Origin of the sequence: Vibrio splendidus (assembly GCF_001557875.1) — a bacterium.
GTDB classification, from domain to species: domain Bacteria; phylum Pseudomonadota; class Gammaproteobacteria; order Enterobacterales; family Vibrionaceae; genus Vibrio; species Vibrio splendidus_F.
In genome coordinates, this window is record NZ_LNRF01000001.1 from 421,189 (window position 1) to 446,137 (window position 24,949).

The window sequence follows — 24,949 nt, forward strand, 5'->3', positions numbered from 1 at the left end:
CTTGTATAAGGAATATAACGTGTCTACAAATTTACGAGCCAGAATACAAGCCTTCGGTGGTCATCTGACCGCCATGGTTTTGCCAAATATTGGAGCCTTCATTGCGTGGGGCTTTATTACCGCATTATTTATTCCAACGGGCTGGGTGCCTAACGAATATTTCGGTGAGTTAGTCGGCCCAATGATAACTTACTTACTGCCACTACTTATCGGTTACACCGGTGGCCAAATTGTAGGTGATAAGCGTGGGGCGGTAGCGGGTGCTATCGGTACCATGGGGGTTATCGCTGGCGCCGAAATTCCAATGTTTGTAGGTGCGATGATTATGGGCCCATTGAGTGGCTGGGTAATCGTTCAAATCGATAAACGTCTACAAGACAAGATCCCTTCAGGTTTCGAGATGGTGGTAAACAACTTCTCGCTAGGTATCTTCGGCATGTTGATGTGTCTGTTTGCTTACGCGATTGTTGGTCCTGCTGTGACTGCAGCGAACCTATTCGTTAAATCGGGCATCGAAGCGCTTGTAGCGACTGGTTTCCTCCCTTTACTCGCCATTATTAATGAGCCAGCAAAAGTTCTGTTCCTGAACAACGCTATTGATCAAGGTATCTACTATCCATTAGGCCTGCAAGCAGCGGCGGAAACGGGCAAATCTATCTTCTTTATGGTGGCATCTAACCCTGGTCCTGGTCTAGGTATGCTTCTGGCTTACGCTAAGTTCGGTCAAGGTTTAAGTAAGAAGTCAGCACCAAGTGCAATCATCATTCACTTCTTTGGTGGTATCCATGAGTTGTACTTCCCATACGTTTTAATGAAGCCAATCATGATTCTCGCGATGATTGCGGGTGCAGCGACAGGCATCGCAACATTCAACCTGCTTGATGGTGGTCTGGTTGCTGGCCCTAGCCCTGGCTCAATCTTCTCTTACTTAGCTCTAACACCAAAAGGCAGCTTCTTCGCAACCATCGCGGGTGTAGCAACAGCAACGATTGTGTCTTTCCTAGTGGCAAGTGCAATCCTAAAAGTGAGCAAGAAGGAAGAAACTGAAGATGAGTTCGAACAATCGATGACTGACATGAAAGACATGAAAGCAGAAGGTTCAGTGGCTAAAACTCCTGTTTCAGCAGCGAAAACTGAAGCGAAAGACATCAAATTTGTAGCTTTTGCATGCGATGCAGGGATGGGTTCAAGTGCCATGGGCGCTTCAACGTTCAAACGTAAGCTCGAAAAAGCAGGCTACGAAGTTGAAGTAAAAAACTATGCGATTGAGAAAGTGCCGAGCCATGCCGATGTGGTGGTTACTCACGAAAGCCTAGAGAGTCGTGCAATCAAAGCTACAGGGCTACCAGTAGTAACAATTAAGAACTTCCTTCACGATCCAGCGTTAGACACGCTAATGGATACAATCGGTCAACAAGCCTAAATTTTAAATTTTGGGATCAGGTCATGGCCCCACCTTTCGGAGATAAAATCATGGTTCAAACAACTGCAGCGGTTATTTGTGGTGAGAAAGACGTTCAACTTAGAACCTTTGATCTACCAAAGATTTCGGATGATGAACTGCTAGTAAAAAATATTTCTAATAGTATTTGCCTCTCAACTTACAAAGCAGCACTGCTAGGTAGTAATCATAAACGAGTTCCTGACAACATCTCTGAAGTGCCAGTGATGACAGGGCACGAATATGCGGGTGTGATTGTTGAAGTTGGCGCTAATCTAAAAGATCGCTTCAAGCCGGGCGAACCATTTGTACTGCAACCTGCAATGGGCCTACCAACTGGCTACTCAGCAGGTTATAGCTACGAAACCTTTGGTGGGAATGCGACTTACTCGATTATCCCGAAAGTGGCGATTGACCTTGATTGTGTCCTCCCATACAAAAGCCCATATTACGCAAATGCATCGTTAGCAGAGCCAATGTCTTGCATTATTGGTGCATTCCATGCGAGCTACCATACAACGCAATATGTCTATGAACATCAAATGGGTATTAAAGAAGGTGGTTCACTCGCTTTACTTGCGTGTGCTGGTCCTATGGGCATCGGCGCGATTGATTATGCGATTAATGGACCTGTGAAACCAAGCTTGATTGTAGTGACTGACATTGATGAAGCACGTCTAGCGCGCGCTGAAAGCCTTATTCCAGTATCAAAAGCTGCGGAAAACGGTATTGAATTACATTATGTGAATACTGCTAAAGTTGATGACCCGGTTACCTACCTAAAAAGTTTGAATAAAGATAAAGGCTATGACGATGTCATGGTATACGCAGCAGTTGCACAGGTGCTAGAGCAAGCCGATGAACTACTTGGTAATGATGGCTGTTTAAACTTCTTTGCTGGTCCTACGGATAAACAATTCAAAGTACCGTTTAATTTCTACAACGTTCACTACGAATCAACGCATATCGTCGGTACCTCTGGTGGTTCAACAGGTGATTTGATTGAGTCAGTAGAGCTGTCAGAAGCAGGCAAGATCAACCCATCGTTCATGTTAACGCACATCGGTGGCCTTGAAGCCGCGCCACATACCATTTTGAATCAGCTGGATCTTCCAGGTGGCAAGAAATTGATTTACCCTCATATAGATATGCCACTAACAGCGATAGATGAGTTCCATACCTTAGCGGATGTTGATCCGTTTTTTAACGAACTTGACGCTATTGTTAAAGCCAACAATTACGTATGGAATGAACAGGCAGAAAAAGCCCTGCTTGAGTTCTACGATGTGAATTTAACGGCTTAATCGACAATTGATATTGTGGTAGCTAGCCTGCTACCACAATGCATGAGGAAGTTAGATATTACAGTCCAAGAAGAATTATTAGATGCTCTAGAAGAGTGCGCCAATGCGACTTGTTTCATTAAAGCATCTCATAAACTGATCAACTCAAAGCTAAAGCAACTGCTCCCAAGGGTGTTTGTGCAAGATCCGTTGGTTATAGAGTATGCGGTGACGCCTCTCCTTAAAGAAAATGGCCCTTTGGTCGAGATTGATGTGGTATCAAAATTGATGTTCGCCATGGGAAAAATATCGTTGGAAACTTATGCCGATATTGGATTGTTCGAACAAATGCATGGGTTTGTTACCAAGCAACCTCACGCGATTCAATTTGATGATGACATGATTTACGACTTCATTTGTAATCAGTCGACATTCTCTAAAGCTGAAAACAACATCTATTTAGACTCTATTAATCAATTGAAATTTTCGTCATTCGATGCATTTTCTAAAGCTCGCTACGAGTCGCTCATCAAGACGGTTCTCAAACTATCTTGTGAAAGCTTGTTAGAAACTGTTGAGAAAGAAATACTAAATTAAGGTTGTTAGCATGCAAGTGTCATTAAACGTCAGTGGCTTTGAAACAGAAGCTGTTTTTCCCGATCGCGACATTGAGCTTATTCATAAACCGCTGGTTGAAAAATTCACCTCGCTCTACAAACAGAAAAATGATCGAACGGTCATCTTCTTAGCTGCACCTCCTGGTAGTGGCAAATCGACGTTAGCCGCGTTTTGGGAGCATTTGTCACAGACAGAAGCGAATTGTCAGCCACTTCAAGTTCTGCCATTTGATGGTTTTCATTATCCCAACGAAATATTGGATTCAAACTATATCGTTCGAGGAGATGAAAAAATTCAACTTCGCACCATTAAAGGGGCTTACGAAACCTTTAATTTAACGTCACTGATTGAAAAACTTAAACAGCTTAAGATCAAAGACCCAATGTGGCCATATTATGACCGCAACCTTCATGACCCAGTAGATAATGCGATAGCCGTCAATGAAGAGATCGTGGTGATTGAGGGCAATTGGTTGTTGCTAGATGAGCCTGTCTGGAATGGGCTACATGAGTTGGCGGATTTCACTATCTTTATCGATACCGATCCCAAGTTTCTGGAAGAGCGCCTTGTTAACCGAAAAATTCGTGGCGGCTCAACTCCGGAAGCGGCACAAGATTTTTACGAAAAGTCGGATTCGAAGAACGTGGCCAAAGTCTTAAACCATTCGATTAAGGCTGATCTGACTCTGTATATGAACCAAGACGGTTCGTTTGAAATTAATTAAACAAATAGGAGGTCATGATGGAGATTGTTGTCGACAGCCATACCCATACATTGGCAAGTGGCCATGCCTATAGCACCATTATTGAGAATGCTCTAGCATCAAAAAATAAGGGGCTAAAACTCCTTTGTACAACGGATCATGCTCCTGAAATGCCGGGAGCCCCCCACTACTGGTTTTTCAACAACCAAAGGATTTTGCCCCGCTTTCTTCATGGTGTCGGTATCTTGCGCGGTGTGGAAGCTAACACGCTGAACATTGCAGGTGAGTTGGATCTTCCTCCTTCTTCTTACCAACATTTAGACTGGGTGATTGCTAGTTTACATGAACCAGTTTTCAAGCCCTCGACGAAGCAAGAACACACACAGGCATTAATGAATGTTATTAAGAGTGGCAAAGTTGATGTGTTGGGGCACTTAGGGAACCCAAACTATCAGTTTGATATGGAAGCGGTTCTGCAGTGCGCAAAGGATCACAATGTCGCGATTGAAGTGAACAACACATCACTGACGGGTAAAAGCCGTAAAGGAAGTGATGTGCGATGCTCAACAATTGTCGAGCTTGGTAAGCGAATTGGCGTTTATTTCTCTACTGGTTCTGATGCGCATTTCTGCGAAGAAATTGCTCGTTTGGATCTCGTAAAAGCATTACTTGAAAAGCACGGAGTGGAAGAAGATAAAATAATCACGACCTCAACATCTCGCTTTTTGAATTTTTTATTATTGCGCGGTAAGAGTCGAATAGAAGAGTTCTCCGAACTATATTAAGAACTTTATCGAAATTAACCTTCCAGATACAAAAACGCCCAAAGCTAATAACTTTGGGCGTTTTTGTATCTGGAAACTGGCCGTCTATTATCATTGTTAGAAAACAGACAGCGAGTTATGAAAATTTGAGTTTAGTGCATACCTGAGCGCATTTTGTCGGCAAGAGCAAAGAAGATAAATAGTACGAAACATACCAGAGCGACACACAGTGAAACTAAGATGGTTGTTGCGTCTTTTGATATCAATGGAACAACGATAGAAGCTAACGCTACCAACATAACAAAGATATGAACGATTCGTCCGATGACCGGATTTTTATGACAGAATGAAGCCCATAGGTAACGCATTTTTAACACCAGTATAATATTAGTGGTTTTATTCTATTTTCTTAGTGAGTGTTTTGTAAATAATATTCTGTTACAGGTTTCTGTAAATATGATCTAAGTCGTTTTAGTATAAAACTGGTTAAATAACAGGAGTTTATTTATCTTTTATAGAGTGTACACCATTGTAATGAGAATCATAGTATTCCGTATTCTTTGGAATAGTAAGTGAAATATGGTTCGATTTTCAGTTATTGACTGAGGATCTCATTTATTGAGTGTTCTGTTAAGAGATCGTTTGCGTATAGGTATTGATGGCGTAAATATAAATCTAATTAGAATCAGTTTAGAGCCTGTTATTCGTTTTATGTTATTTATCAAAGCGACTCCTCAAATTGAGAGCGAAGTAATCTTGTGAATTTTTTGGTTTGATATACTTAGTGTTCATTCGATGAAGATGATGGAGATGATATGTCGAAAACCGCGAAGATCATTAATGAAGATAAACTGGTAAAAAAAGCAGTTGAAGTCGGTTTTAAGATGGCAAAACTACAAGGTTTTGATTTGCCAAATTCATCCCAACCGATAAAGGTTAAAGCGGTGTATTTGTTCTTAGTCGAAGTTAACCAGATTACGCCTCTGCCTGAAAATAAGCTGGATGGGGCAAATATTAAAAAACGTTTGGCGTTATGGATTCACAAAGCACTGCCGGACAATGACCCATTAAAGTAAGCTGTAGCTAAACAGGAATGCCCTCACTTGTTTATTTTTAGCTTGTTACTAGCCTGACATTTGAACTAAGAAGCCTAGCGATTATTCGCTAGGCTCTGTTTTAAGCGTTACCTTTCAATAACACGAGTAGAGTTTTTCGCTATGGGGACAATCACATAGCTAACTTGTTGCCCGTTCACTTGTTTGTTTTGGCTGCGGATTGCTTGGCCATCTACGATTAACGTTGGGTAATCACCATAGAACCATGCTTCCCATTCGAGGACATGATCAGAGCTATTGGTCAGCGTTGACTTCGTGAGCCCATCATGACGTAGGGTTAGTTCATGTTCACCCATTGGTAACTGATCCACACTTAACCATTCTATGTCACTGGTGAGATGAGAAGCTGTCGTCACTCTGTGGTCTGCTGCGTTTGGTTTGATGCCCATTAAGCCTTCAATCGTGTTCGAAATGAATGTAAAGGATATTTCTGGGTAGTCACCATTGGTTCCTTGAGTTGGACGTTCGTGTGGCTGATCTTTAGTGTCCATTATGTACTGCATCCACTTCCATGCTTCAGTATTGCGGTTATATGGGAAGTAGGTTTCAGGAATGTATGTGTAGGCTTCAATATTGTTTGGTGCCTCTGGTGTGCTACCAATGCCATTACCTAGATTGCTAGCAATGAAATCAAGGTATCTGTTATTTCGCTCTCCGGGTTCTGTAATGAGTTTCATCGGCATGAACCAACTATTCTCTTTACCAAAATCGTTTAGGCGGAGTCCATCTTTTTGAACAATGTTAACGTAGTTTTCTAATGGTTTATTTGGGTCTACGATGCTCCAGTCTTCATTAAAATAACGCTTAAGTTCTTGGGCTTTTTCTCGCCATAATGTCGCCTCGTTGTATTCTTCTCGTGCTTCTAGCATTGCTGAGTAAGCGAGTGTCGCTTGGTATTGAGAACCAATTCCGTCTCCCGCTTCGATTGGAAACTCACCTCGTTCGTTGTACGTGGCAGAACCTTCAAAAATACCACCATAACCTTCAGCGATACCATTTGGATCTTGGTCATCATGTAGCTCGATATAATCGGTGAGAACCTTGGTATAAAACTGCCAGAGATCATCATCTTCTATATAACGTTTGTCTCCCGTCCATTGATATTGCTTCCATGCCTTTTCAACAAATTCAAACTGTGCTGGCACTTCACGAACAAACCAATTGTCGTCATCATAATCAATAGTGTGTGGCGTACCATCAAAATTAATGGCCCATAGTGTGTACCACTTTCTTGATTCCGTTGAATGCTTGGCGAAGGTTTTGAACATTGAGAAATTCTCTGGTTCAAGCCCTGCGATTTTTGCACCACTTGCCTGATGTAAGAAATCTCTTGAGTAAAAGGCTGTTCGGTCAAAGTAGCCAGCCCAATAAGATGGAATGTAATCTGCGCTGCCATCACCATCATTATTGTATTCATCTCGATTCACGAGGTCATGTTGACCTGTCATTACGAAGCGCTGAGTTTTATCTATAGCCCATTCGAAAGAGTCTTGGAGCTTCGTATTCGAAGAGGTGACCACCACTTGCTTTTCCCTCTCGATAGCGGTGAGCGTCCACAGCTGTTCTTTATTGTTGTCATCTATCACTGCAACTTGTACCGGCTGACTGAAATCGATGACATCACCCGAGTTGATAGACGAATAGCTGCCTTCAGAGATTAGGAACTTTCCTATGGTTAATGCGGTTAGATCTGTGCCAAACGGGACCTGGAACTTTATATCCCTAGAAATCTTATTAACGCTAGTGACACCGACTTGTTCTTGAGTTGAGAGCTGAATAATTTGGTTGAAATGTAGAGGTTTACTTTTATTACTTTTGATTAATGCAACACTGTCGACACTGACCCCTCCTTGGTTAGAACCTGAGAACCAGACTTTTAGCTGCTCGCCCTTTTCTAGTGGGATGTGTTTTAGGTTTTTTCGTTGATATTTGGTGCTTTGTTTTATTTTGTCACTCACTAATATTTGATCGGTGAGGTTAGTCATTGCGAGGGTTGCGTCGTTTGAAGGACTAATAAAATACGCAGATAAATCGTAGTAGCCTGTCTCGGGAATCGTTACGATTTGACTGATGTGGTGATTCTTACCTTGAGCGATACGACCCCGGTATTCTCCTTCATGAGTGAAGTCGTTTTTGATGTTAGAAAACCAATAGCTCCATCCTAACCCTTTATTTTCAAAGCTAGGGTTAGTAAGAATGTTGTCGTTTTTTTGTGCGTGTGCCCCAGCTGATAGCATGAGGGAACAAGTGATGGCAGAAGCAAGTACTTTGAGTTTCATACGGATCTCTTTTATTGGAAGTAGAAAGGCTAGTGAGGGGTGTTGGTATGAACGTCAATGTGGTCGAAAACCTACATTGACGTCGCTTTATGATTTATGTTGCTTGTGCCGGTTCTGTCGGTTTCGCGGTTTCCCCTTTGTCTGAGCCTTCGTTTGTAATATGGTCGTATTTCTCTGTTAAGTGATCTTGAATCTTTTGGTGATAGGCACCGTTCAGTTTGTAGAAGCGGAAGTAGATGATTAACGCAATGGCAAAGAAGAAAGCAGGTAGGCCGACCATGATGCATTGCATACCGAATACGGTTTCAGGGCTTTGCGTTACGTTAGGTACATAATCAACAGCGGTGAGCGCGATACCGATAAAGAAAGCGGCAAATGCCGAACCTGCTTTTACGACCAAGGTTTGCACTGAGTAAGCGATGCTTTCGCAACGAGACCCTAGTTTAAACTCACCGTAATCGACCGTGTCTGCCACCATGATGACGTTAAGTACCCAGAACAGTGCTGTACCAATTTGTAGAAAAACGCCTGCTGTTGATATCAGCAGAATGCTCTGTTTGTCGTACATGCCAACGTAGATGAGTACTGCACTGCCTAAAATAGGGAAAGAGGACGCACATGCCCACAGAACTCGGCGTGAAAACATCTGGGCAAGTTTAGGGAACAGCACCAGTGTGATGAGGTTAGCAATACCTGCATAAGCCATGTAGTAAGGGAAAAGTTCTTCATTACCCACCACATAAGTGAAGTAGTAAACCGCGAACGCTGTAATGATGTTGGTTGCGAGGTTATAAGACAGCGCCATACACAGAACACTGGTCAGTTGGTCGTTTTTGTAGATAAGCGCTAGAAGCTTTTTCAGTGAAACCTTTTCTTCGGGTTGTGTTGTGTCTAGGTTGGCGGTTGAATAACGTTCTTTTACATTACGCAAAGTAATGAAAGTTGATACCAAGAAACAAGCGATCAACAAGAGAGTAAAAATCTGGAAGCCGAACCCTTTATCGTCCCCACCTACGTAGTTCACGAAAGGCATAGCGATTGCTGCGGTTACTATCCATGCAAGGCTCGCGAAAAATCGAGGGTATGGAACAAGCTCTTCACGTTCACGCTTGTCCAAAGTCAGTGTTGGGACCAGTGACCAAAAAGGGATATCCATTAGTGTGTAAGTCATGCCCCACAAGATATAGGTGACAGCGGCGTATGCGATTAACCAAGGACCTTCGATGTAATGCGCACTAAACACCATCAGAAGAACCACGGAGTTAGCGAGTGTGCCAATTAAAATCCAAGGTTTGAACTTGCCCCATCGAGTACGTGTATTGTTGACTAACCACCCCATAATAGGGTCATTGACTGCATCCCAGATGCGTGCGACGAGGAAAATAGTTCCGACTGTAGCGGCAGAAATACCGACTACATCCGTGTAGTAAAACATTAGGTACATATAGACGATGGTGATTGCGAAGTCTTTACCAAATGCGCCAAAGCCATAACTTAGCTTGGTATTCATTGAGATACTCATTGCCACTCCTTACGCCTCCTCACTGAGAAGGCGTTAATATTCACGTTATTGTATGTTTTTATTAGTATGAAATTACTTGTTAACCCACTCTGGTAACCAACCCTGATGGGCTTCAATCAAGTCATCAACCAGCGCGTATATCTCTTCTATTCCAAGTACAGCGGCAGTATGAGGGTCAAGCATCGCAGCATGATAAATACGGTCGCGGTTTTCAGTGAGAATGGCTTCTGTTAATAGAGTTTGGACGTTGATGTTCGTTTGCATCAATGCGGCCAAGTGATTTGGTAGGCGTCCAGCTTTGATTGGTTGAACACCATTGGCATCCACTAAACAGGCGACTTCAACACAGCAACCTTGAGGTAAATTGTCAATTAAGGCTTCGTTTTTAACGTTGCCATAGATGACGCTCGGTATACCTGTCCAGATAGAGTTCATGATGGTACTAGCGTATTCGTGAGATTCCTCAACGGTGATCTTGTCGGCTGTTTTGAACTCTTGAAGGTCTTTTTTCCAATCTGCAATTTGTTCGACACAACGTTTAGGGTACTCATCAAGTGGCACTTTATAACGTTCGATTAAATCTGGACGATTTGGTTTGATAAAGTAGGGGGTGTATTCAGAAAAATGTTCAGAAGACTCTGTCACGAAGTAACCAAGCTTCTTAAACATCTCATAGCGAACCAAGTTGGTGCAGCGACCATTGTGATAAATACCCGGCTTAGGCGCTTTGCCACTCTCAAAAGCTTCAAGTAGGTCTGGATAAATGTCGACGTACTCACCATTTTCTGTTTTCTTCTCGAGGGTTAGGTAGTAAGCCATGTGGTTGATGCCAGCGCAGGTGTAGCGAAGGTCTGCGTAATCTAAGTCTAGGTCTCGTGCTAGTTCTTCTGCAGTCCCTTGAACAGAGTGGCATAAACCGACTTGTTTAATGTGCGGATACTTCTCGTACATTGCCCATGTGTTCATTGCCATTGGGTTGACGTAGTTGAGCATGGTCGCGTTCGGGCAAACTTCGGTCATATCTTCACAGACACTCCAAAGGTGCGGAATAGTGCGTAGTGAACGCATAATCCCGCCAGGCCCCAATGTATCAGCAATTGTTTGTTCAAGACCGTGGCGTTTACACACTTCGAAATCTGTGACGGTACATGGCTCGTAGCCACCGATTTGAAAGGCTATGACAACAAAATCTGCACCTTGTAGTGCCTCTTTTTGATCTAAATGGCATGAGATAGAGCCGGTCGCGCCGGATGATTCCATCAACTTACTGACGACAAGGTGAGACTCTTCTAATCGGTTCTCATCAATATCCATTAATGCGACATGAGCATTTTGTAGTGCTGAACGGTGGAAAACGTCGCCAAGAATGTTCTTAACAAAAATGGTTGAGCCTGCACCGATGAATGTGATTTTAGGGCTTTGCATAGTGGAATCCTTTATCTCTCTTAGTTCTTTGTTGATGCAGATAAATTACACCTAGAACCCATGCCGATTCGTCTCAGATAACCGAAGAGCTCTCCGGTTTTCTAATATTTTTGAATTCACGAATGGAAATCTTAGGAAATGGGATAATTTATCGGGTTTTAAGGAGATAGGTTGTGCAATGAAGGCTGTCTTACACTCAAGCTTTGAACTCTAATCACAGAGTTATAATCTTATGAAATGGGCTATTGCAGCTCTATGATCGCCTTCTGAGTTTTATTATCGAGGAGCTGCTAAAAGTCACATATACGATTTCCTAAGGAGCGAGACATGTCGCAATCAGCCCCAGATACGGTGAGAATTATCACTTTAGACAAGTACTCGTCCGAGACCGTGTCGGTAAGCCCGCTGTCTCTCTATTCTTCCTATGAGAAAATCGATATTGAACTCAGAGCCCCTCATTCCATGCCTGGTTATCATTGGCATGGTCAAATTGAGGTGAATATACCCTTTGGCGATGATGTGGAGTACATCATTAACGGCAGTCCGGTTGTGGTCAAAAGTGGGTCGATTGGCTTGTTTTGGGCATCGGTCCCTCATCGACTTACGAATCCAGGCCAATGCCATAATATGGGGATCATCAATATACCGATTCACCATTTTATGTCGTGGGCTCTCAGTCGAGATTTAGTCAACCAGATCACTCACGGCAGTGTGTTGCAATCGGATTCTTGTTCGTTGATCAGTGAATTTGAAATCTCACGTTGGGCGCAAGAGATAAAGCATTCGTCCGAAAGTCGTCAACAGTTGGCTATGGATGAAATTGGCTTGATGCTTAAACGAATCTGCCTTGATGGCTGGCAACAACTGTTGGTAAATCGACAGGATAAGTCGACCAAGAAAGGGGTATCGAAACACTCCCAATTCTATGTCAGCCAGATGTTGGAATATATTGCGACTCACCATAATCAGCCATTGACCGTTAAAGATATCGCTGAACATATCGGGTTACACAGCAACTACGCGATGAACGTATTTCAGCGTACGATGCAGATGACCATTAAGCAGTACATTACTGCGATGCGCATCAACCACGCTCGTGCTTTGCTGAGTGATACGGATAGAACCATTCTTGATATCTCACTCACGGTGGGCTTTAATTCGAGCAGCCGATTCTATGAAACCTTCCAAACGTACATTGGTGTCACGCCGACTCAATATAGAAAATTAGCTAGAGAAGATCACCGATGGAGCAGCCATGGAGCCAGTCCGCTATACGACCTTGAGAAAGGGGCGTGTGACGGTAAGCGGCCGCTAACAACGACAGACAGTTAGCGATATTGATACAACCCGATAAAAGAAAAGCCACAGCGTTTTGCTGTGGCTTTTTGATTGGAGTTGTGGAGTCTTTTAGTTAACTAGATAGGTGTAAGCCGTTCCAAACAATGTCGCGGTATCGCGGTTGGTTGGTATCACCTTCAGTGCTAAATAGCATGATGGTTGCGTCTTGGTTTAAACCTAGCTCATCACGTACTGCTTGGTCTGCACCTTCACGACATAACGTGTAAAGTAAACCAAGTGTGATAGCACCAGATTCGCCACTGATCACTTGTTCATCACCACTAAGTGGGTTGCCAAGGATACGCATACCCGTTGCTGAAACATTGTCGTCAACCGAAACAAAGTGATTGCTGCAATCGCGCAGTACAGGCCACGTTACTGGGTTTGGCTCACCGCAAGCAAGGCCTGCCATGATGGAGTTCATCTCGCCCGTTACATTAACCATTTCACCTTTCTCGCCAGAGCGGAAAATACAATCTGCCGCTGCTGGTTCAGCAATGATGGTTTCAAATGTGTCAGCTCCCAGTTTATCTGCAAGGTAACCCAACACACCACCTGCCATTGCGCCTACACCGGCTTGCAGAAGAACGTGAGTTGGAGCGCCAAACTCCAATGCTTGAGCTTGCTCAACTGCTTCATCTGCCATTGTCATGTAGCCTTGAGAAATCCACGTTGGGATCTCTTCATAACCATCCCATGCCGTGTCTTGAACTAACATCCAACCGTTGTCTTGAGCGGTTTGGTTCGCCATGCGTACCGTGTCGTCGTAGTTCACTTCTGTCACGATACATTCAGCGCCTAGGCCTTGAATACGGTTAACGCTTGCTTGAGATGAACCTTTTGGCATATAAACCACGGCTTTTTGGCCCATTTCACGAGCAGCCCAAGCGACACCTGTACCATGGTTGCCTGCGGTTGCTGTAGTAAAAACAAGTGGTTTTTCTAGTTTTGAAGCGACCGTTTTAAGGTTGACCTCAGATATATCAATGCCAAGGTGTTTTGCCAATTGGCGACCCAGAGCGTAAGAACCGCCGAGTACCTTGAATGCATTCAAACCGAAGCGTTTTGATTCGTCTTTAACGAGGATCGCCTTAACACCAAGCTGTTTAGCAAGATGTGGAAGAGACACGAGAGGAGTAGGTTGGTAGCCTTCGATCTGGCGGTGAAACTCACGCGCTTGTTGCGCTTGAGAAGCGGTAAACAGTTCGCAGACTTGACCAGTGTAGAATGAATTTTTTGATAGTTTTAACATAGGGCACACTTAGATACAGGCAGAGGATTTAAAGGCCATCAACGATGCTTAATGACCTTGTTTTTCGTTATAGCTTCACGTTATTGGATTAAGCTATACGTCTTCAATTAAAGCGGTTCGTGATTACTTGATGTAAGCGATCGCTTCTACTTCAACTAATGCGTCTTTTGGTAGACGAGCCGCTTCAACACAAGAGCGTGCAGGTGCGTTCTCTGTACCAAATACTTCCGTGTACACCTCGTTAAATGCAACGAAGTTTTCCATATCAGATAAGAAACATGTGGTTTTAATAACGGTATCCAGTGAACCACCACTTTGTTCCAAAACTGCTTTTAGATTTTCTAGTGACATACGAGCTTGCTCTTTGATGCCACCTTCAACAAACGCCATTGTTTTTGCATCAAGCGGTAATTGACCTGAAGTGAAGATTAGGTCTTTGAATGCCATACCTTGAGAGTAGGGGCCGATTGCTGCTGGTGCTAGATCTGTATGGATTTTTGTTTTCATTTCGTTTCTCTTTATAGGGTTTCTATGCTCTAAACTCGCGGATGTATTTGTAAATAGCGTGGCGAGTAATACCAAGACGCTCAGATACGAATGCTGTCGCCTCTTTTAATTCGAAAATACCGTTCTCAAGCAATAGCTTGGTAATGGCTTTGTTTCGACCTTTTAAGTTGACTGACTCATCGTTGTCGACTTCAAAAATAGCGTGCTCAAGCGCTTGCTCAATCACTTCTGTTGTTGAAGCTCCAAAGTTCTCATGCACACCCACAGGGGCATGAGCCATGTCTGGCATTAAAGTTTTTATGATCTCAGGAAACGGGTGAGACAAGTTCATATTGATACAGAACAGCCCAATCGGTTTGCCATTTTCTCCAGCTAGCACACAGGTCGTAGATTTAAGCAGTGACCCATCTTTGCTGGTGGTGAAGTAACTCTTTGGCGTGACCTCACCAGTGCTCTCAAACACACTCAGCATTTTCAGCCCTAGATCGGTGATAGGTGACCCTACTTCTCGACCCGTGTGGTGGCCGTTCACTATCTTCACTACCGACTTTTCAAAGCTCTCAAATGAATGAATCACAACCTCACAGTGCGGACCAATAAAGTCGGCAATAGTTTCGGCTAAGCGAAAATTCAGTGCGAGATGCTCTCTATCATTGTCGGTGAATTCAACGTTAAACGATTTATATGCTGATGCGTTCATTTTAGACCACTGTTGTTAACTTTAATTGCCTTTCATTATCTTTGGTTAATCGATGTATTTCAAGTTGCCAATTAACTTTATGTAACTATAAGACTATATCTTCGCTCCCTACACAAGCCTAAAGTTACAAATAAGTACCCAAAATTGATCGTAATCAACAATATTTCCAGTTTTAGATGGTTTCTGGTCACTATAGTTAACCCTAAGATCTTGGTCACATTATTTAACTGAAATGTCAGTAAGATGCTCAGCGTAACGTAAATAAAATTGAACTATAGGGTTGGTTACTGGTTGTGAAGAGCAGCAGAAGTGCCTACCTAAATACAATAATTAGAGGTTCCAATGACTAACTACCTAAACCGCGGCTTTGAACAAGCTGAGTTTGAACACAGAACATCACGCGCTCAAAAAGTCATGCATGAGATGAATCTGGATGCGATGATTTTCACAACCGAGCCAAACGTTCGCTACTTTACTGGCTTCCACACTCAGTTTTGGCACAGCCCAACTCGTCCATGGTTTGTCATCGTTCCTGCAGAAGGAAAGCCGATTGCGATTGTTCCTGAAATCGGAGCAAGTGGTATGGCGGGAACATGGGTCGACAACATTATTACTTGGCCTTCTCCTCGTCCTGAAGATGATGGCATTAGCTTAGTAGCTAGCGCATTGAACTCTCTGCCTTGTCGTCATGGCCGAGTGGGCGCAACGCTGGGCATTGAATCTCACCTACGTATGCCGGTGAACAACTACTTGAAATTAACCACCATGGTTAAGAAAGACTTTGTTGATGTGTCTTTAGCAATGCATGAGCTTCGTCAGATTAAATCACAAGCTGAAATCGAAAAAACTCGCGAAATCTGCCGCATTACTAATGTTGGGTTTAGCAAGATTCCGGGTTACGCACAAGCCGGCATGACCGAGCGTGAAATCTGTAAACAGTTCCGTATCGATATGTTGTTAGAAGGTGCGGACGAATGCCCTTACATCATCGCAGGCTCAGGGCCTGATGGTTATGACAGCATCATCATGGGTCCTACCGATCGCATTATTGAACCGGGAGATGTGTTGATCATCGATACGGGCGCCGTACGTGATGGTTACTTCTCTGATTTCGACCGCAACTGGGCATTTGGTCATGCAAGTGAGCAAACCAAAGCGGCATACCGCGCTACTTACGAAGCAACAACTAAAGGTTTCGAGGCTGCGAAACCGGGCGCAACCACGACGGATATCTACAACGCGATGTGGGGAGTACTAGAAGCTAATGGTGCATTGGGTAACGACGTTGGTCGTCTTGGCCACGGTTTAGGTATGGAACTGACAGAGCGCCCGTCTAACACCGCTACCGACAACACAGTACTTAAGCCTGGCATGGTGATGACGCTAGAACCGGGCATGGTTTACGCACCGGGTAAGTCGATGGTTCACGAAGAGAACATCGTGATCACTGAAGACGGCGCTGAATGGTTGAGCGAACGAGCTGAACCAGAACTGATCATTATTTAGCTAAAAATTTAGCACCGTACAAATTTAACACCCTACAAAAGCTGACTCTGGACTCTGGAGTCAGCACATAAAAACTATAAAAATACGAGTTTCTCATGCAAACAATAGAACAGTTTCGACAATTTGAAATCCCATTACAGCACGTTCAGGCTCCAAGGATTGGTCGAGTTCATATCGGTTTAGTGCAACTAAGTACTGACCACTCTTTAGAGATGGACTGGGCAAAATTACTGGGCACACAAGCAGGAGTGTTTAGCTCCCGTGTTTATTACAGTAGCGAAATGACTCCAGAAGCACTCGACCAAATTGCGGTTGGGATCAGCGAAGCATCCGATCTGATAGCGACGGGTTTACCCATGGATGTCATGGCGTTTGGTTGCACTTCAGCTTCTATCATTATCGGTGAAGAAAAAGTCGCTAACCTTCTTACACAAAATCGCGGTGATATTCCCGCAACCAATCCATGGACAGCTGCTCAAGCCGCATTTAAGCACTTGGGTGCAAAAAAAGTTGCCGTGTTTTCCCCCTACCCAACAGAAGTGAACTTCCCTCTTTATCAACAACTGATTGCTGCTGGCTTTGAAGTTCCTGTCTTAGGTTCACTTGGCATTGAGAAAGACACTGACATCACGACGGTTTCAAAGGAATCAATGATGGAAGCGTTGAGCAAAATGTTGCCGGGCTCTGGTACCGATGTGGTGTTTATGTCTTGCACCAACCTTCGTGTTCTTGACCACATTCAAGAGATTGAAGATCAATTTGGTATCCCAGTCGTGTGCAGCAACTCTGCGATGTTCTGGCACTGCATGCACTTAGTCGGCAACAAAGCTCAATGTCCAGGTTACGGACAATTGCTAAATCAATAGCAACCAATGAATAAAGGAATTTTAAGATGAGTAATACAACTAAAGGTTGGTTAGCTGCCATTTTCATTGGCATGCTTTGGGGTATTCCGTGGATCGTAGGGACACCCATTTTAGAAGTAATGGACGCACAAGTCTTGGTATGGGTTCGCTATACCGTCGCTTTCATTACTCTGTTTGTGATTATCCAAGTCAGCAATGCAATGGGTAAACCACAGAAAAAAGTCGATTTTAAACTTAATTGGGCAAACCGACACGACATCTTCTGGGCGGCATGTTGCGGCATTATTGGTCAAGGTGCTTTCAGTTTTCTATCGTTCCTATCTCTTGATTACATTACTGCTTCAGAAAACGGCGTGATCCAAGGCCTTATCCCGATCATCATTTTGTGTGTCGGTTTCCTTCGCCACGGCGAGCGTTTTACACCACTACAAATCTTGGCAGCTGTTGGCGCCTTCGTTGGTGTCGCTATTTTGGTCATGGACCCTTCTGTTGAAGGCAGCGGATTTAACATTGGTCACTTGATCTGTCTGGGTAGTGCCGCGAGCTTCTCTACGATGGCTTATGCTCGTGCCAAGCTTGCTGAGAAATATGGTTCAGTAGCGACGATGTATCACCAGTTTGTTTTTGCGGCAATTGGCTTCGGTCTTTACCTACTGGTTGTCGGCGCCGATTTCTCTTCAGCTCTCGGTATTTTCAGTTCTCCACTTCGTATGGCTTGTATTGCAATTCTGGGTGTGGGTATTTCAGGTATCAGCTACCTAATCTACATCTATGCAATGGAACGAGTCGGCGTAGACGGAACGGGTATGGCACTTAACTTGATGCCTCTGTCTTCTTTCGTCCTGGCTGTGTTTGCTCTCGGTGAAGCGGTAACGCCAATGCGACTACTAGCGATTGCAGTCGTTATTGGCTCAATGATGCTGTTCATGAAGTTTGGTAAGGCGAAGAAAAAAGCGCCTCAGCTGAAAACGGCGACAGACGTTAACTAGCGAAAAACCACTAAATAAAATTATGAGTAACAAGGCGGTGTGCGCACCGCCGTTACCTAAAAATTATGGAAGATAGACAGATGAACACAACAAACAGAGACACATTTTTAGGATGGACTGCTGCCATTGCTGTTGCCTGTATCTGGGGCGTAACTGGGGTGGTATCTAAGCCGCTTTCTATGGCTGTTGACCCGATGACATTGGTATTTTTCCGCTACGTTACTGCGGTAATTGGCCTTTCCACCATTTTCTTTTTTACATCACGTAGCAAAAGCTTAAGCGCTGACTTGGGTTCTTCGTTAAAGATCGATACCAAAGATATTGGTCGCATTGCGCTTTGTGGCATCGTTGGACAAGGGGTGTTTTCACTGTTCAACTTCCTTTCTCTTTCTCACATTGGTGCGACTGAAAACGGTGTTATTCAAGGCATGCAGCCGTTCGCGACGGTTTTCTTTGGCATGATGTTTATGAACTTCCGCATGAACAAGATTCAGTGGGGTGCTTTCATTGCTTCGGCGGTTTGTATTTACGCAATGAGTGTTGGCCCGACAAACTCCATTGAAGGTGGTACGCCACTACTAGGTTACGTTTACGTGACGTGTTCAATGTTGGCGTTAGCGTGGACAGCTCACTTACGAGCTAGTTTAGCGGACAAATACGGTTCAGTTGTTTCGATGCTTTACCAATACATCTCAGTTGCAGTAATGGGCATCATCGTTGTATTGACCATGGGCTTAGACCTATCTCAGATTTACATTATCTTCTCTAGCCCGCTGTTAATTGCTTTGCTTATTTTCTTAGGTACGGGTATCTCTGGCGGTAGCTACTTGATTCAATTGTATTCTTTCAAGCGTATCGGTGTCGAAAAGGCAACGATGGCATTAAATCTCATGCCTTTGGTTGGCTACTTAGTGGCGGTTTTAACACTTGGCGAACAGATGGCAATGGGTAAAACCATCGTTGTTTCATTAATTGTGGTCGCACTTTACGTGTTTACGAAGTTTGAGACAAAGCAGGAAGAGCAATCATCAGAAAATTTAGCTTGCGATAAAAAAGCAACACCAGAAGCTAGCTAAGTGATGAAATCAGTGACTAAAGGTTGGATGGCAGCGATTGGCGTAGGGTTGTTATGGGGTTCAGAGGGCGCATTAGCTACCTTGCCATTACAAACCATTGATGCGCGATTGTTGGTGTGGCTACGCTACATGATGGCATTCTTTGTTTTATCTTTAGTCCTGATTTTCTCGGCAATGCTCCACAAGAAAACTCAAAGCAAACCGAAGTTGGCGTTTAGTTGGGCTAATCGGAGCGATCTATTCAAGTTGTTGGTATGCGGTGTCGTTGGCCAAGGTTTGTTTAGCTTTCTTTCGTTTCTCTCGTTGGACTATATTTCACTGTCAGAAAATGGCGTCATTCAGGGACTTGTTCCCATTGCTATCTTGGCGATAGGTCAGATTTTTTACGGCGCTCGATTTACTCGCATGCAAATCGTCTCTAGCGGAATTGCTTTGGTTGGCGTCAGCATGTTAGTGCTCGCTCCTCCGTTTACGTCTCAAGATAGAGGAGTAAACATCGGGCACCTGATTTGTCTATTGAGTGTGCTGAGCTTTGCGTCGGTGACTCATTTGCGCGCTCAGCTTGCAGAAAAATACGGTGCAACTTGCACCATGCATTATCAATTTGGTTTTGCGGCGGTTGGATTTTTCATTTACTTACTGGTTTCAGGCCTTGATGTACCAAGCCTGTTACTGGTGATTCGCCCTTCTTGGTCGTTACTCTGCATTATCGTGCTAGGTGGCTTTGTATCAGGGCTGGGCTACATCGCATACATATACGGCATAGAGCGTGTTGGTGTTGAAGGCAGCAGTATGGCTTTAAACCTCATCCCTATGTCTGCATTTTTCATCGCTGTTTTGGTGTTTGGAGAACCCATCACACCTTTTAGGGCGCTGGCTGTTGGCTTGATTATTGTGGCAATGATGCTATTTGCTGCATCCAACAAGTCCCGCGAGATGACACCTAAAACAGTTTTAACAAATTAATTTTAAGTATTTATTGGAGTTTCCATGACTAACATTGCCAACGTTACAGAATGGCGCCGCCATTTACATCAGTACCCAGAGTTCGGTACTGAAGAGTTCATAACATCTGAATTTGTAGCGAACAAGCTCGAAGAGTTCGGCATTGAAGTTCACCGCGGTATTGGCGGAACAGGTGTGCTTGGAATTCTGAAAAATGGCACAAGCGATCGCTCGATTGGTCTACGTGCGGATATGGATGCGCTGCGCATTCATGAACAGAACACTTTTTGTCACGCTTCAAAACATGAAGGAGCGATGCACGCTTGTGGACATGATGGCCATACCGCGATGCTACTGGGTGCGGCGCAAGAGTTAGCAACCAGTAAGCAATTCGATGGCACTGTATACTTCATTTTCCAACCAGATGAAGAGCGAGGCACAGGAGCGAAAGCGATGATCGCTGATGGCCTGTTCACTCGTTGGAATATGGATGCGATTTACGCTATGCATAACTTACCGGGTATTCCAGAAGGTAAATTTGTGACTCGTCCAAGCTCGCTTATGGCAAGTGAAAGCAGTTTTGAGATTGTGATCAAAGCGACGGGCGGCCACGCGGCGATGCCACACATGGGAACCGATCCGATTGTTGTTGGAGCTCAGGTGGTCACAGCACTGCAAACCATCGTTTCGCGTAATTTGAGCGCGATTGATGAGACGGCGGTTATCTCGGTGACTAACTTTGTTACCAATGGCACCGTGAATGTGATTCCTTCGCAAGTGACTATTTCTGGTGACACTCGCAGCTTTACCGATCAAGCATTGCATAAAATTGAGAAAGCGATTGAGCGTGTCGTCGCTGGCCAGTGCATGTCGGCAGGTGTTGATTATCAATACCACTTCAACAACAGCTTCTTATCAACGATTAACACGCCTGAAGAGACGGCTCATGCAGTGAAAGCAGCACAAGCGGTTGTTGGTGAAGAGAATGTGAATGGAGCTTGTGAACGCTTCACCATCAGTGAGGATTTCTCGTTCATGTTACGCGAAGTAAAAGGGTGCTATGTGCTAGTTGGGAATGGTGTCGGTGAATGTGGAGGCACTGCGCTCCATAACCCACACTACGATTTCAACGATAATATTCTGGAACATGGCGTTGGGTTCTGGAAGACGCTTGTAGAGCAACAATTGTCACAATAGATAGATGAAAAAAGAGCGAGAGGTAAGCTACTCGCTCTTTTTGTATGTAAGGCGTTATCAAATTGGTGAACGCCTTAGTTTGCTTAACTATTCACTTGCTCAACAATCTCTCGCGTTAGGCGTGCGATCTCGTCCCACTCACCGTCTATAACCAGCTTCTTGTCCACCATCCATGTACCACCGCAGGCTAATACCTGGGGCACTGCTAAGTAGTTATCGATGTTTGATGGCGTGATACCGCCTGTAGGCATCAGTCGAATATCGCCGTATGGGCCAACTAACGATTTAACCATACTGATACCGCCTGATGCTTCTGCTGGGAAGAACTTCAAGGTTGTTAGGCCCATCTCTAATGCCGCTTCAACGGTGCTTGGATTGTTCACACCTGGAATGATATCGATGCCGCTCTCTTGGCATGCTTTAACTGTGTTCGGATTAAAGCCCGGTGATACCACAAACGTCGCGCCCGCTTCTTTTGCTGCGAGTGCTTGCCCACGGTTTAAGATGGTGCCCGCGCCGATCAGCATGTCAGGCTGTGCTTGGCGAAGCAGTCGGATAGCTTCAACAGCGGCGTCTGAACGGAACGTAATCTCAGCTGCTGGAAGCCCATTCTCAGCCAATACTTTGCCTAGAGGGATAATATCCTCTGCGTTATCAATGGCGATAACAGGGATAACTTTAAGTGCTTTTAGCTGTTCGTTAATTGTAGACATGTGTACTTCTTAATATCAGTTTGAAAGAGTGTCGGTGATGGATTTTGGGATGATTGCGCCATGATGTTGAATCACCAATCTGGCTAACGCATTACCTTGGTGGCAGGCTTCTTCAATAGAACCTCCAGCGAGATAGCAAGAGAAGAAACCGCCGTTAAAAGAGTCGCCAGCAGAGGTGCTATCAACCACAGTCTCGACAGGTGTCGTTGTGATTTTTACGGGCTCATTTGCGGGGTTTTCGCTGATCAAGCAGCCTTCAGCTCCAAGCTTGACAACAACGATTTTGACACCGAGTGCATGCAGCCTTGTTATGGTGTCTTGTGGTGTTTGATCGCTCCACAACAGTTGTTCATCATCGAACGTGACTAGAGCTATGTCGGTCGCTTTATAGCCCAATAGATAGCACTCTTTAGTTGCGGCCTCTGAGCCCCACAACTTTGGTCGATAGTTACTATCAAAGGCGATGGTAACGCCACGTTCACGTAGGCCTTCTATGATAGTGAGCAACTTTAGTTGATCGCTGTGTGGCAGTATCGCGAGGGAAATACCACTTAGAAACACCATATCAACGTCACGAAGTTGGTTCGCTATCTTATCGAAATCTGAGTGCTGTACCATGTAGCGAGCAGCCGAATCGTTACGCCAGTATAGGAAGGTGCGCTCACCAACATTGTCGAGTTGAATGAGATAGAGCCCGGGTGAACGCTGCTCGTCAATCAGTACGAACTCGGTTGATAGCCCTTCATCCTGCCATCGGTTAAGCATCTCTTGGCTGATAGCGTCTGAGCCAAGCGCCGTAACATAGCTTGTTTGTATCGCTGGATTCGCAGTGTTATTGCTACTCATGGGATTGCTAGCCGCAGCGCTACGGTTCAAGTAGATTGCCGCGTTTAATGTGTCTCCACCATAGCTTTGATGCATGTTGCCAAATGGAGCCCCATTTAGTTCAATCATGCACTCACCGATGATTGCGATGTGGGTCATAATATAGCCTTAGAAAGGAAAGGTTGGTTTTGTTCGTATTGAGGAAGCATGACCATAACGAGATATGGTCATGCTTTTTCGAATCTAATCTTACGGGAGTAAGACTAGCCGATTATTTGTTGTCTAGTTTCACGAACAACAGTGTTAATACGTAAGACAGTGCGAACACACCTACCACGCCCATGATTGCTTGAAGGAAGTTTTGTGTACCGCTTGCAAGGTAAGCTGGCAGGCTGAATACAGACGAAAGAATGTAGCTCGTTAAGTGAGTATCAATCGTTACTGAGATAGCACCGAACACACCTGCTGCTAAACTCGCAGTCATCATCGCTTTGGTATATTTAGTTAGGACACCAAATAGAGCTGGCTCCGTGATGCCTAAGATAGCGGTAACACTTGAGCCCATCGTAATTGAAGATTGCTCTTTAGAAACCGTTTTACGTTGCTTGTGCCAGATAGCCATTGTCGCGCCAGCAATTGCCATGTTACCCAAACACATGATTGGCATAAGTAGATCCTTACCATACAGTGCAAAGTTGTTCAGGCTGATTGGCGTCATGCTGTGGTGGATACCAAATACAATAGTAATCGGGCGAGTTAGACCAAATACAAAGCCTGTTAACGTCGGAGAGATCTCCAGCAATGAACTCATTACCCAACCAGCACCGTTACTTAGCCAAATGCCAGCAGGACCAACAAATGATAGCGTGATGGTTGAAGTAACCGTAAAGGCAAGCAGTGGTGTAAATACAGGCTTCGCTGAAGAAGGTACTAGACGGTCAACTAACGGAGTCACTTTAGACAGTAACCAGATTGCAAGAATCGCAGGAACAATTGCACCGCCGTAGTTGAGCAGCTCAATAGGAACCACGCCAAGAACGGTTAGCTCCGGAGCTGCACCTGCGTCTTTTAGCATTGCTGCTTTATCAACAAGCAGAGGCGCTAGCATTGCTGAAGAGACAGCAAGCGCAATATATTCGTTTACTTTGAATACTTTAGCTGCAGAGAAAGAAACCAACATAGGTAAGAAGAAGAACACCGCGACAGAAATTGAACGGAAGAAGTAAACCGTGTCTGAGGTTTCAGAGATAACATTGGTTGCAATGAGACCTGATAACAGACCCATGAGCATACCGGCACCAGCAATGGCTGGTACAACAGGACCAAAGATGCCCGCGACAATGCGCATCACACCTTGGAATAGCTTGCCTTTCTCTAGCTCATCAGCAGGAGTCGCGTCAGCTTGCTGAGTGTTTGAGAGTGCGTTGAACCACTTCTCGACCTCAACTCCAATGATGACCTGGGTTTGGCCTTGTTGAAGGACCACACCTTTCACATCTGCGATCTGCTTGACCGCTTCTTCGTCTACCAGCGATTCGTCTGCTAATTTGAAGCGCAACCTTGTCATACAGTGCGTGATACTCACGATGTTGTCTTCACCACCAACAGCGGTGACTAATAACTGTATATTTTCGTTGAAATTTTTCTTTTTCGATGATGACTTAGAGTTATTCACAACGGCATCACTCTTTTCTACCATTTGCATACTACACCTGTTATTGGAATATATTTAACTCGAGAAATCATAACGACAACCAATTTAAATCCAACGGAGAAAAAAGAGATCTCAATCACATTTAAAATTCGAAAAATTAATTTTTCAGCGTTTTTTGCCAATTGGTATGTTTTGTTTATCAAAAAAAAACACTTAACGTACCAATTATTT

23 protein-coding genes are annotated in these 24,949 nt (G+C 44.3%); 13 read left to right on the forward strand and 10 right to left on the reverse strand.

Annotation, left to right across the window (positions count from 1 at the left end):
• Positions 1 to 19 precede the first annotated feature (19 nt).
• Genes ATB74_RS01840 through ATB74_RS01860 form a run of 5 tightly spaced genes read left to right on the forward strand, consistent with a single transcriptional unit; the run spans position 20 to position 4,830 of the window.
• Complete coding sequence (locus ATB74_RS01840) at positions 20 to 1,423, forward strand: PTS mannitol transporter subunit IICB (RefSeq protein WP_061016161.1); 1,404 nt, start codon at positions 20 to 22, stop codon at positions 1,421 to 1,423.
• Between the two features lie 50 nt (positions 1,424 to 1,473).
• Positions 1,474 to 2,745: a zinc-binding dehydrogenase gene (locus ATB74_RS01845; protein ID WP_060981133.1), complete on the forward strand. Its 1,272-nt coding sequence runs from the start codon at positions 1,474 to 1,476 to the stop codon at positions 2,743 to 2,745.
• Between the two features lie 42 nt (positions 2,746 to 2,787).
• Complete coding sequence (locus ATB74_RS01850; protein ID WP_081090046.1) at positions 2,788 to 3,321, forward strand: MltR family transcriptional regulator; 534 nt, start codon at positions 2,788 to 2,790, stop codon at positions 3,319 to 3,321.
• 10 nt (positions 3,322 to 3,331) lie between these two features.
• Positions 3,332 to 4,066 (forward strand): nucleoside/nucleotide kinase family protein, encoded by a 735-nt coding sequence (locus ATB74_RS01855; RefSeq protein ID WP_061016163.1) that lies wholly within the window; start codon positions 3,332 to 3,334, stop codon positions 4,064 to 4,066.
• Positions 4,067 to 4,083: 17 nt separating this feature from the next.
• Complete coding sequence (locus tag ATB74_RS01860; RefSeq protein ID WP_060980747.1) at positions 4,084 to 4,830, forward strand: phosphatase; 747 nt, start codon at positions 4,084 to 4,086, stop codon at positions 4,828 to 4,830.
• A 131-nt stretch (positions 4,831 to 4,961) separates the two neighbouring features.
• Here the strand turns inward: ATB74_RS01860 and ATB74_RS01865 are convergent, their stop codons facing one another.
• The gene (locus ATB74_RS01865) at positions 4,962 to 5,177 is read right to left on the reverse strand and encodes a hypothetical protein (protein WP_060980746.1); all 216 of its coding nucleotides are present in this window, start codon (positions 5,175 to 5,177) and stop codon (positions 4,962 to 4,964) included.
• A 447-nt stretch (positions 5,178 to 5,624) separates the two neighbouring features.
• On the opposite strand from ATB74_RS01865, the gene ATB74_RS01870 reads away from it, so the two are divergent.
• Positions 5,625 to 5,885: a DUF5062 family protein gene (locus ATB74_RS01870; RefSeq protein WP_060980745.1), complete on the forward strand. Its 261-nt coding sequence runs from the start codon at positions 5,625 to 5,627 to the stop codon at positions 5,883 to 5,885.
• A gap of 107 nt (positions 5,886 to 5,992) precedes the next feature.
• Here ATB74_RS01870 and ATB74_RS01875 read toward each other — a convergent pair whose 3' ends face one another.
• The 3 genes from ATB74_RS01875 to ATB74_RS01885 form a co-directional block, all read right to left on the reverse strand.
• Positions 5,993 to 8,203: a hypothetical protein gene (locus ATB74_RS01875; protein WP_060980744.1), complete on the reverse strand. Its 2,211-nt coding sequence runs from the start codon at positions 8,201 to 8,203 to the stop codon at positions 5,993 to 5,995.
• Positions 8,204 to 8,297: 94 nt separating this feature from the next.
• On the reverse strand, positions 8,298 to 9,725 hold the full coding sequence (gene melB / locus ATB74_RS01880; protein WP_060980743.1) for a melibiose:sodium transporter MelB: 1,428 nt from the start codon (positions 9,723 to 9,725) through the stop codon (positions 8,298 to 8,300).
• A 72-nt stretch (positions 9,726 to 9,797) separates the two neighbouring features.
• Positions 9,798 to 11,150: an alpha-glucosidase/alpha-galactosidase gene (locus tag ATB74_RS01885; RefSeq protein WP_060980742.1), complete on the reverse strand. Its 1,353-nt coding sequence runs from the start codon at positions 11,148 to 11,150 to the stop codon at positions 9,798 to 9,800.
• Positions 11,151 to 11,477: 327 nt separating this feature from the next.
• Here ATB74_RS01885 and melR point away from each other — a divergent pair, with 327 nt between their 5' ends.
• Positions 11,478 to 12,482, forward strand: a complete 1,005-nt coding sequence (melR, locus tag ATB74_RS01890; RefSeq protein WP_060980741.1) for a transcriptional regulator MelR — start codon at positions 11,478 to 11,480, stop codon at positions 12,480 to 12,482.
• Between the two features lie 79 nt (positions 12,483 to 12,561).
• Here the strand turns inward: melR and dpaL are convergent, their stop codons facing one another.
• From dpaL to ATB74_RS01905, 3 genes are all read right to left on the reverse strand, one after another.
• A complete protein-coding gene (gene dpaL / locus ATB74_RS01895; RefSeq protein WP_061016165.1) occupies positions 12,562 to 13,740 on the reverse strand; it encodes a diaminopropionate ammonia-lyase in 1,179 nt (392 codons plus the stop codon).
• 123 nt (positions 13,741 to 13,863) lie between these two features.
• On the reverse strand, positions 13,864 to 14,247 hold the full coding sequence (locus ATB74_RS01900) for a RidA family protein (protein ID WP_004732389.1): 384 nt from the start codon (positions 14,245 to 14,247) through the stop codon (positions 13,864 to 13,866).
• A gap of 22 nt (positions 14,248 to 14,269) precedes the next feature.
• Entirely contained in the window at positions 14,270 to 14,947 is a 678-nt protein-coding gene (locus ATB74_RS01905; RefSeq protein ID WP_017095787.1) for a helix-turn-helix transcriptional regulator, read from the reverse strand.
• Between the two features lie 342 nt (positions 14,948 to 15,289).
• On the opposite strand from ATB74_RS01905, the gene ATB74_RS01910 reads away from it, so the two are divergent.
• The 6 genes from ATB74_RS01910 (at position 15,290) to ATB74_RS01935 (ending at position 21,526) form a co-directional block, all read left to right on the forward strand.
• Complete coding sequence (locus ATB74_RS01910; protein ID WP_060980739.1) at positions 15,290 to 16,453, forward strand: M24 family metallopeptidase; 1,164 nt, start codon at positions 15,290 to 15,292, stop codon at positions 16,451 to 16,453.
• A gap of 95 nt (positions 16,454 to 16,548) precedes the next feature.
• The gene (locus ATB74_RS01915; protein ID WP_060980738.1) at positions 16,549 to 17,319 is read left to right on the forward strand and encodes a maleate cis-trans isomerase family protein; all 771 of its coding nucleotides are present in this window, start codon (positions 16,549 to 16,551) and stop codon (positions 17,317 to 17,319) included.
• A 26-nt stretch (positions 17,320 to 17,345) separates the two neighbouring features.
• Positions 17,346 to 18,308 (forward strand): DMT family transporter, encoded by a 963-nt coding sequence (locus tag ATB74_RS01920; protein WP_052879296.1) that lies wholly within the window; start codon positions 17,346 to 17,348, stop codon positions 18,306 to 18,308.
• Between the two features lie 80 nt (positions 18,309 to 18,388).
• A complete protein-coding gene (locus tag ATB74_RS01925; protein WP_060980737.1) occupies positions 18,389 to 19,384 on the forward strand; it encodes a DMT family transporter in 996 nt (331 codons plus the stop codon).
• Between the two features lie 3 nt (positions 19,385 to 19,387).
• Positions 19,388 to 20,350, forward strand: coding sequence for a DMT family transporter (locus tag ATB74_RS01930; RefSeq protein ID WP_060980736.1), 963 nt, complete (start codon positions 19,388 to 19,390; stop codon positions 20,348 to 20,350).
• Between the two features lie 24 nt (positions 20,351 to 20,374).
• Positions 20,375 to 21,526, forward strand: a complete 1,152-nt coding sequence (locus tag ATB74_RS01935; RefSeq protein ID WP_060980735.1) for a M20 aminoacylase family protein — start codon at positions 20,375 to 20,377, stop codon at positions 21,524 to 21,526.
• 83 nt (positions 21,527 to 21,609) lie between these two features.
• Here the strand turns inward: ATB74_RS01935 and ATB74_RS01940 are convergent, their stop codons facing one another.
• The 3 genes from ATB74_RS01940 to ATB74_RS01950 all read right to left on the reverse strand — a co-directional run bounded on the left by ATB74_RS01940 (position 21,610) and on the right by ATB74_RS01950 (position 24,769).
• Positions 21,610 to 22,239, reverse strand: coding sequence for a bifunctional 4-hydroxy-2-oxoglutarate aldolase/2-dehydro-3-deoxy-phosphogluconate aldolase (locus tag ATB74_RS01940; protein WP_060980734.1), 630 nt, complete (start codon positions 22,237 to 22,239; stop codon positions 21,610 to 21,612).
• Positions 22,240 to 22,254: 15 nt separating this feature from the next.
• Positions 22,255 to 23,223: a sugar kinase gene (locus tag ATB74_RS01945; protein ID WP_061016167.1), complete on the reverse strand. Its 969-nt coding sequence runs from the start codon at positions 23,221 to 23,223 to the stop codon at positions 22,255 to 22,257.
• Between the two features lie 112 nt (positions 23,224 to 23,335).
• Positions 23,336 to 24,769, reverse strand: coding sequence for a PTS transporter subunit EIIC (locus ATB74_RS01950; RefSeq protein WP_060980732.1), 1,434 nt, complete (start codon positions 24,767 to 24,769; stop codon positions 23,336 to 23,338).
• Between the last annotated feature and the right edge of the window lie 180 nt (positions 24,770 to 24,949).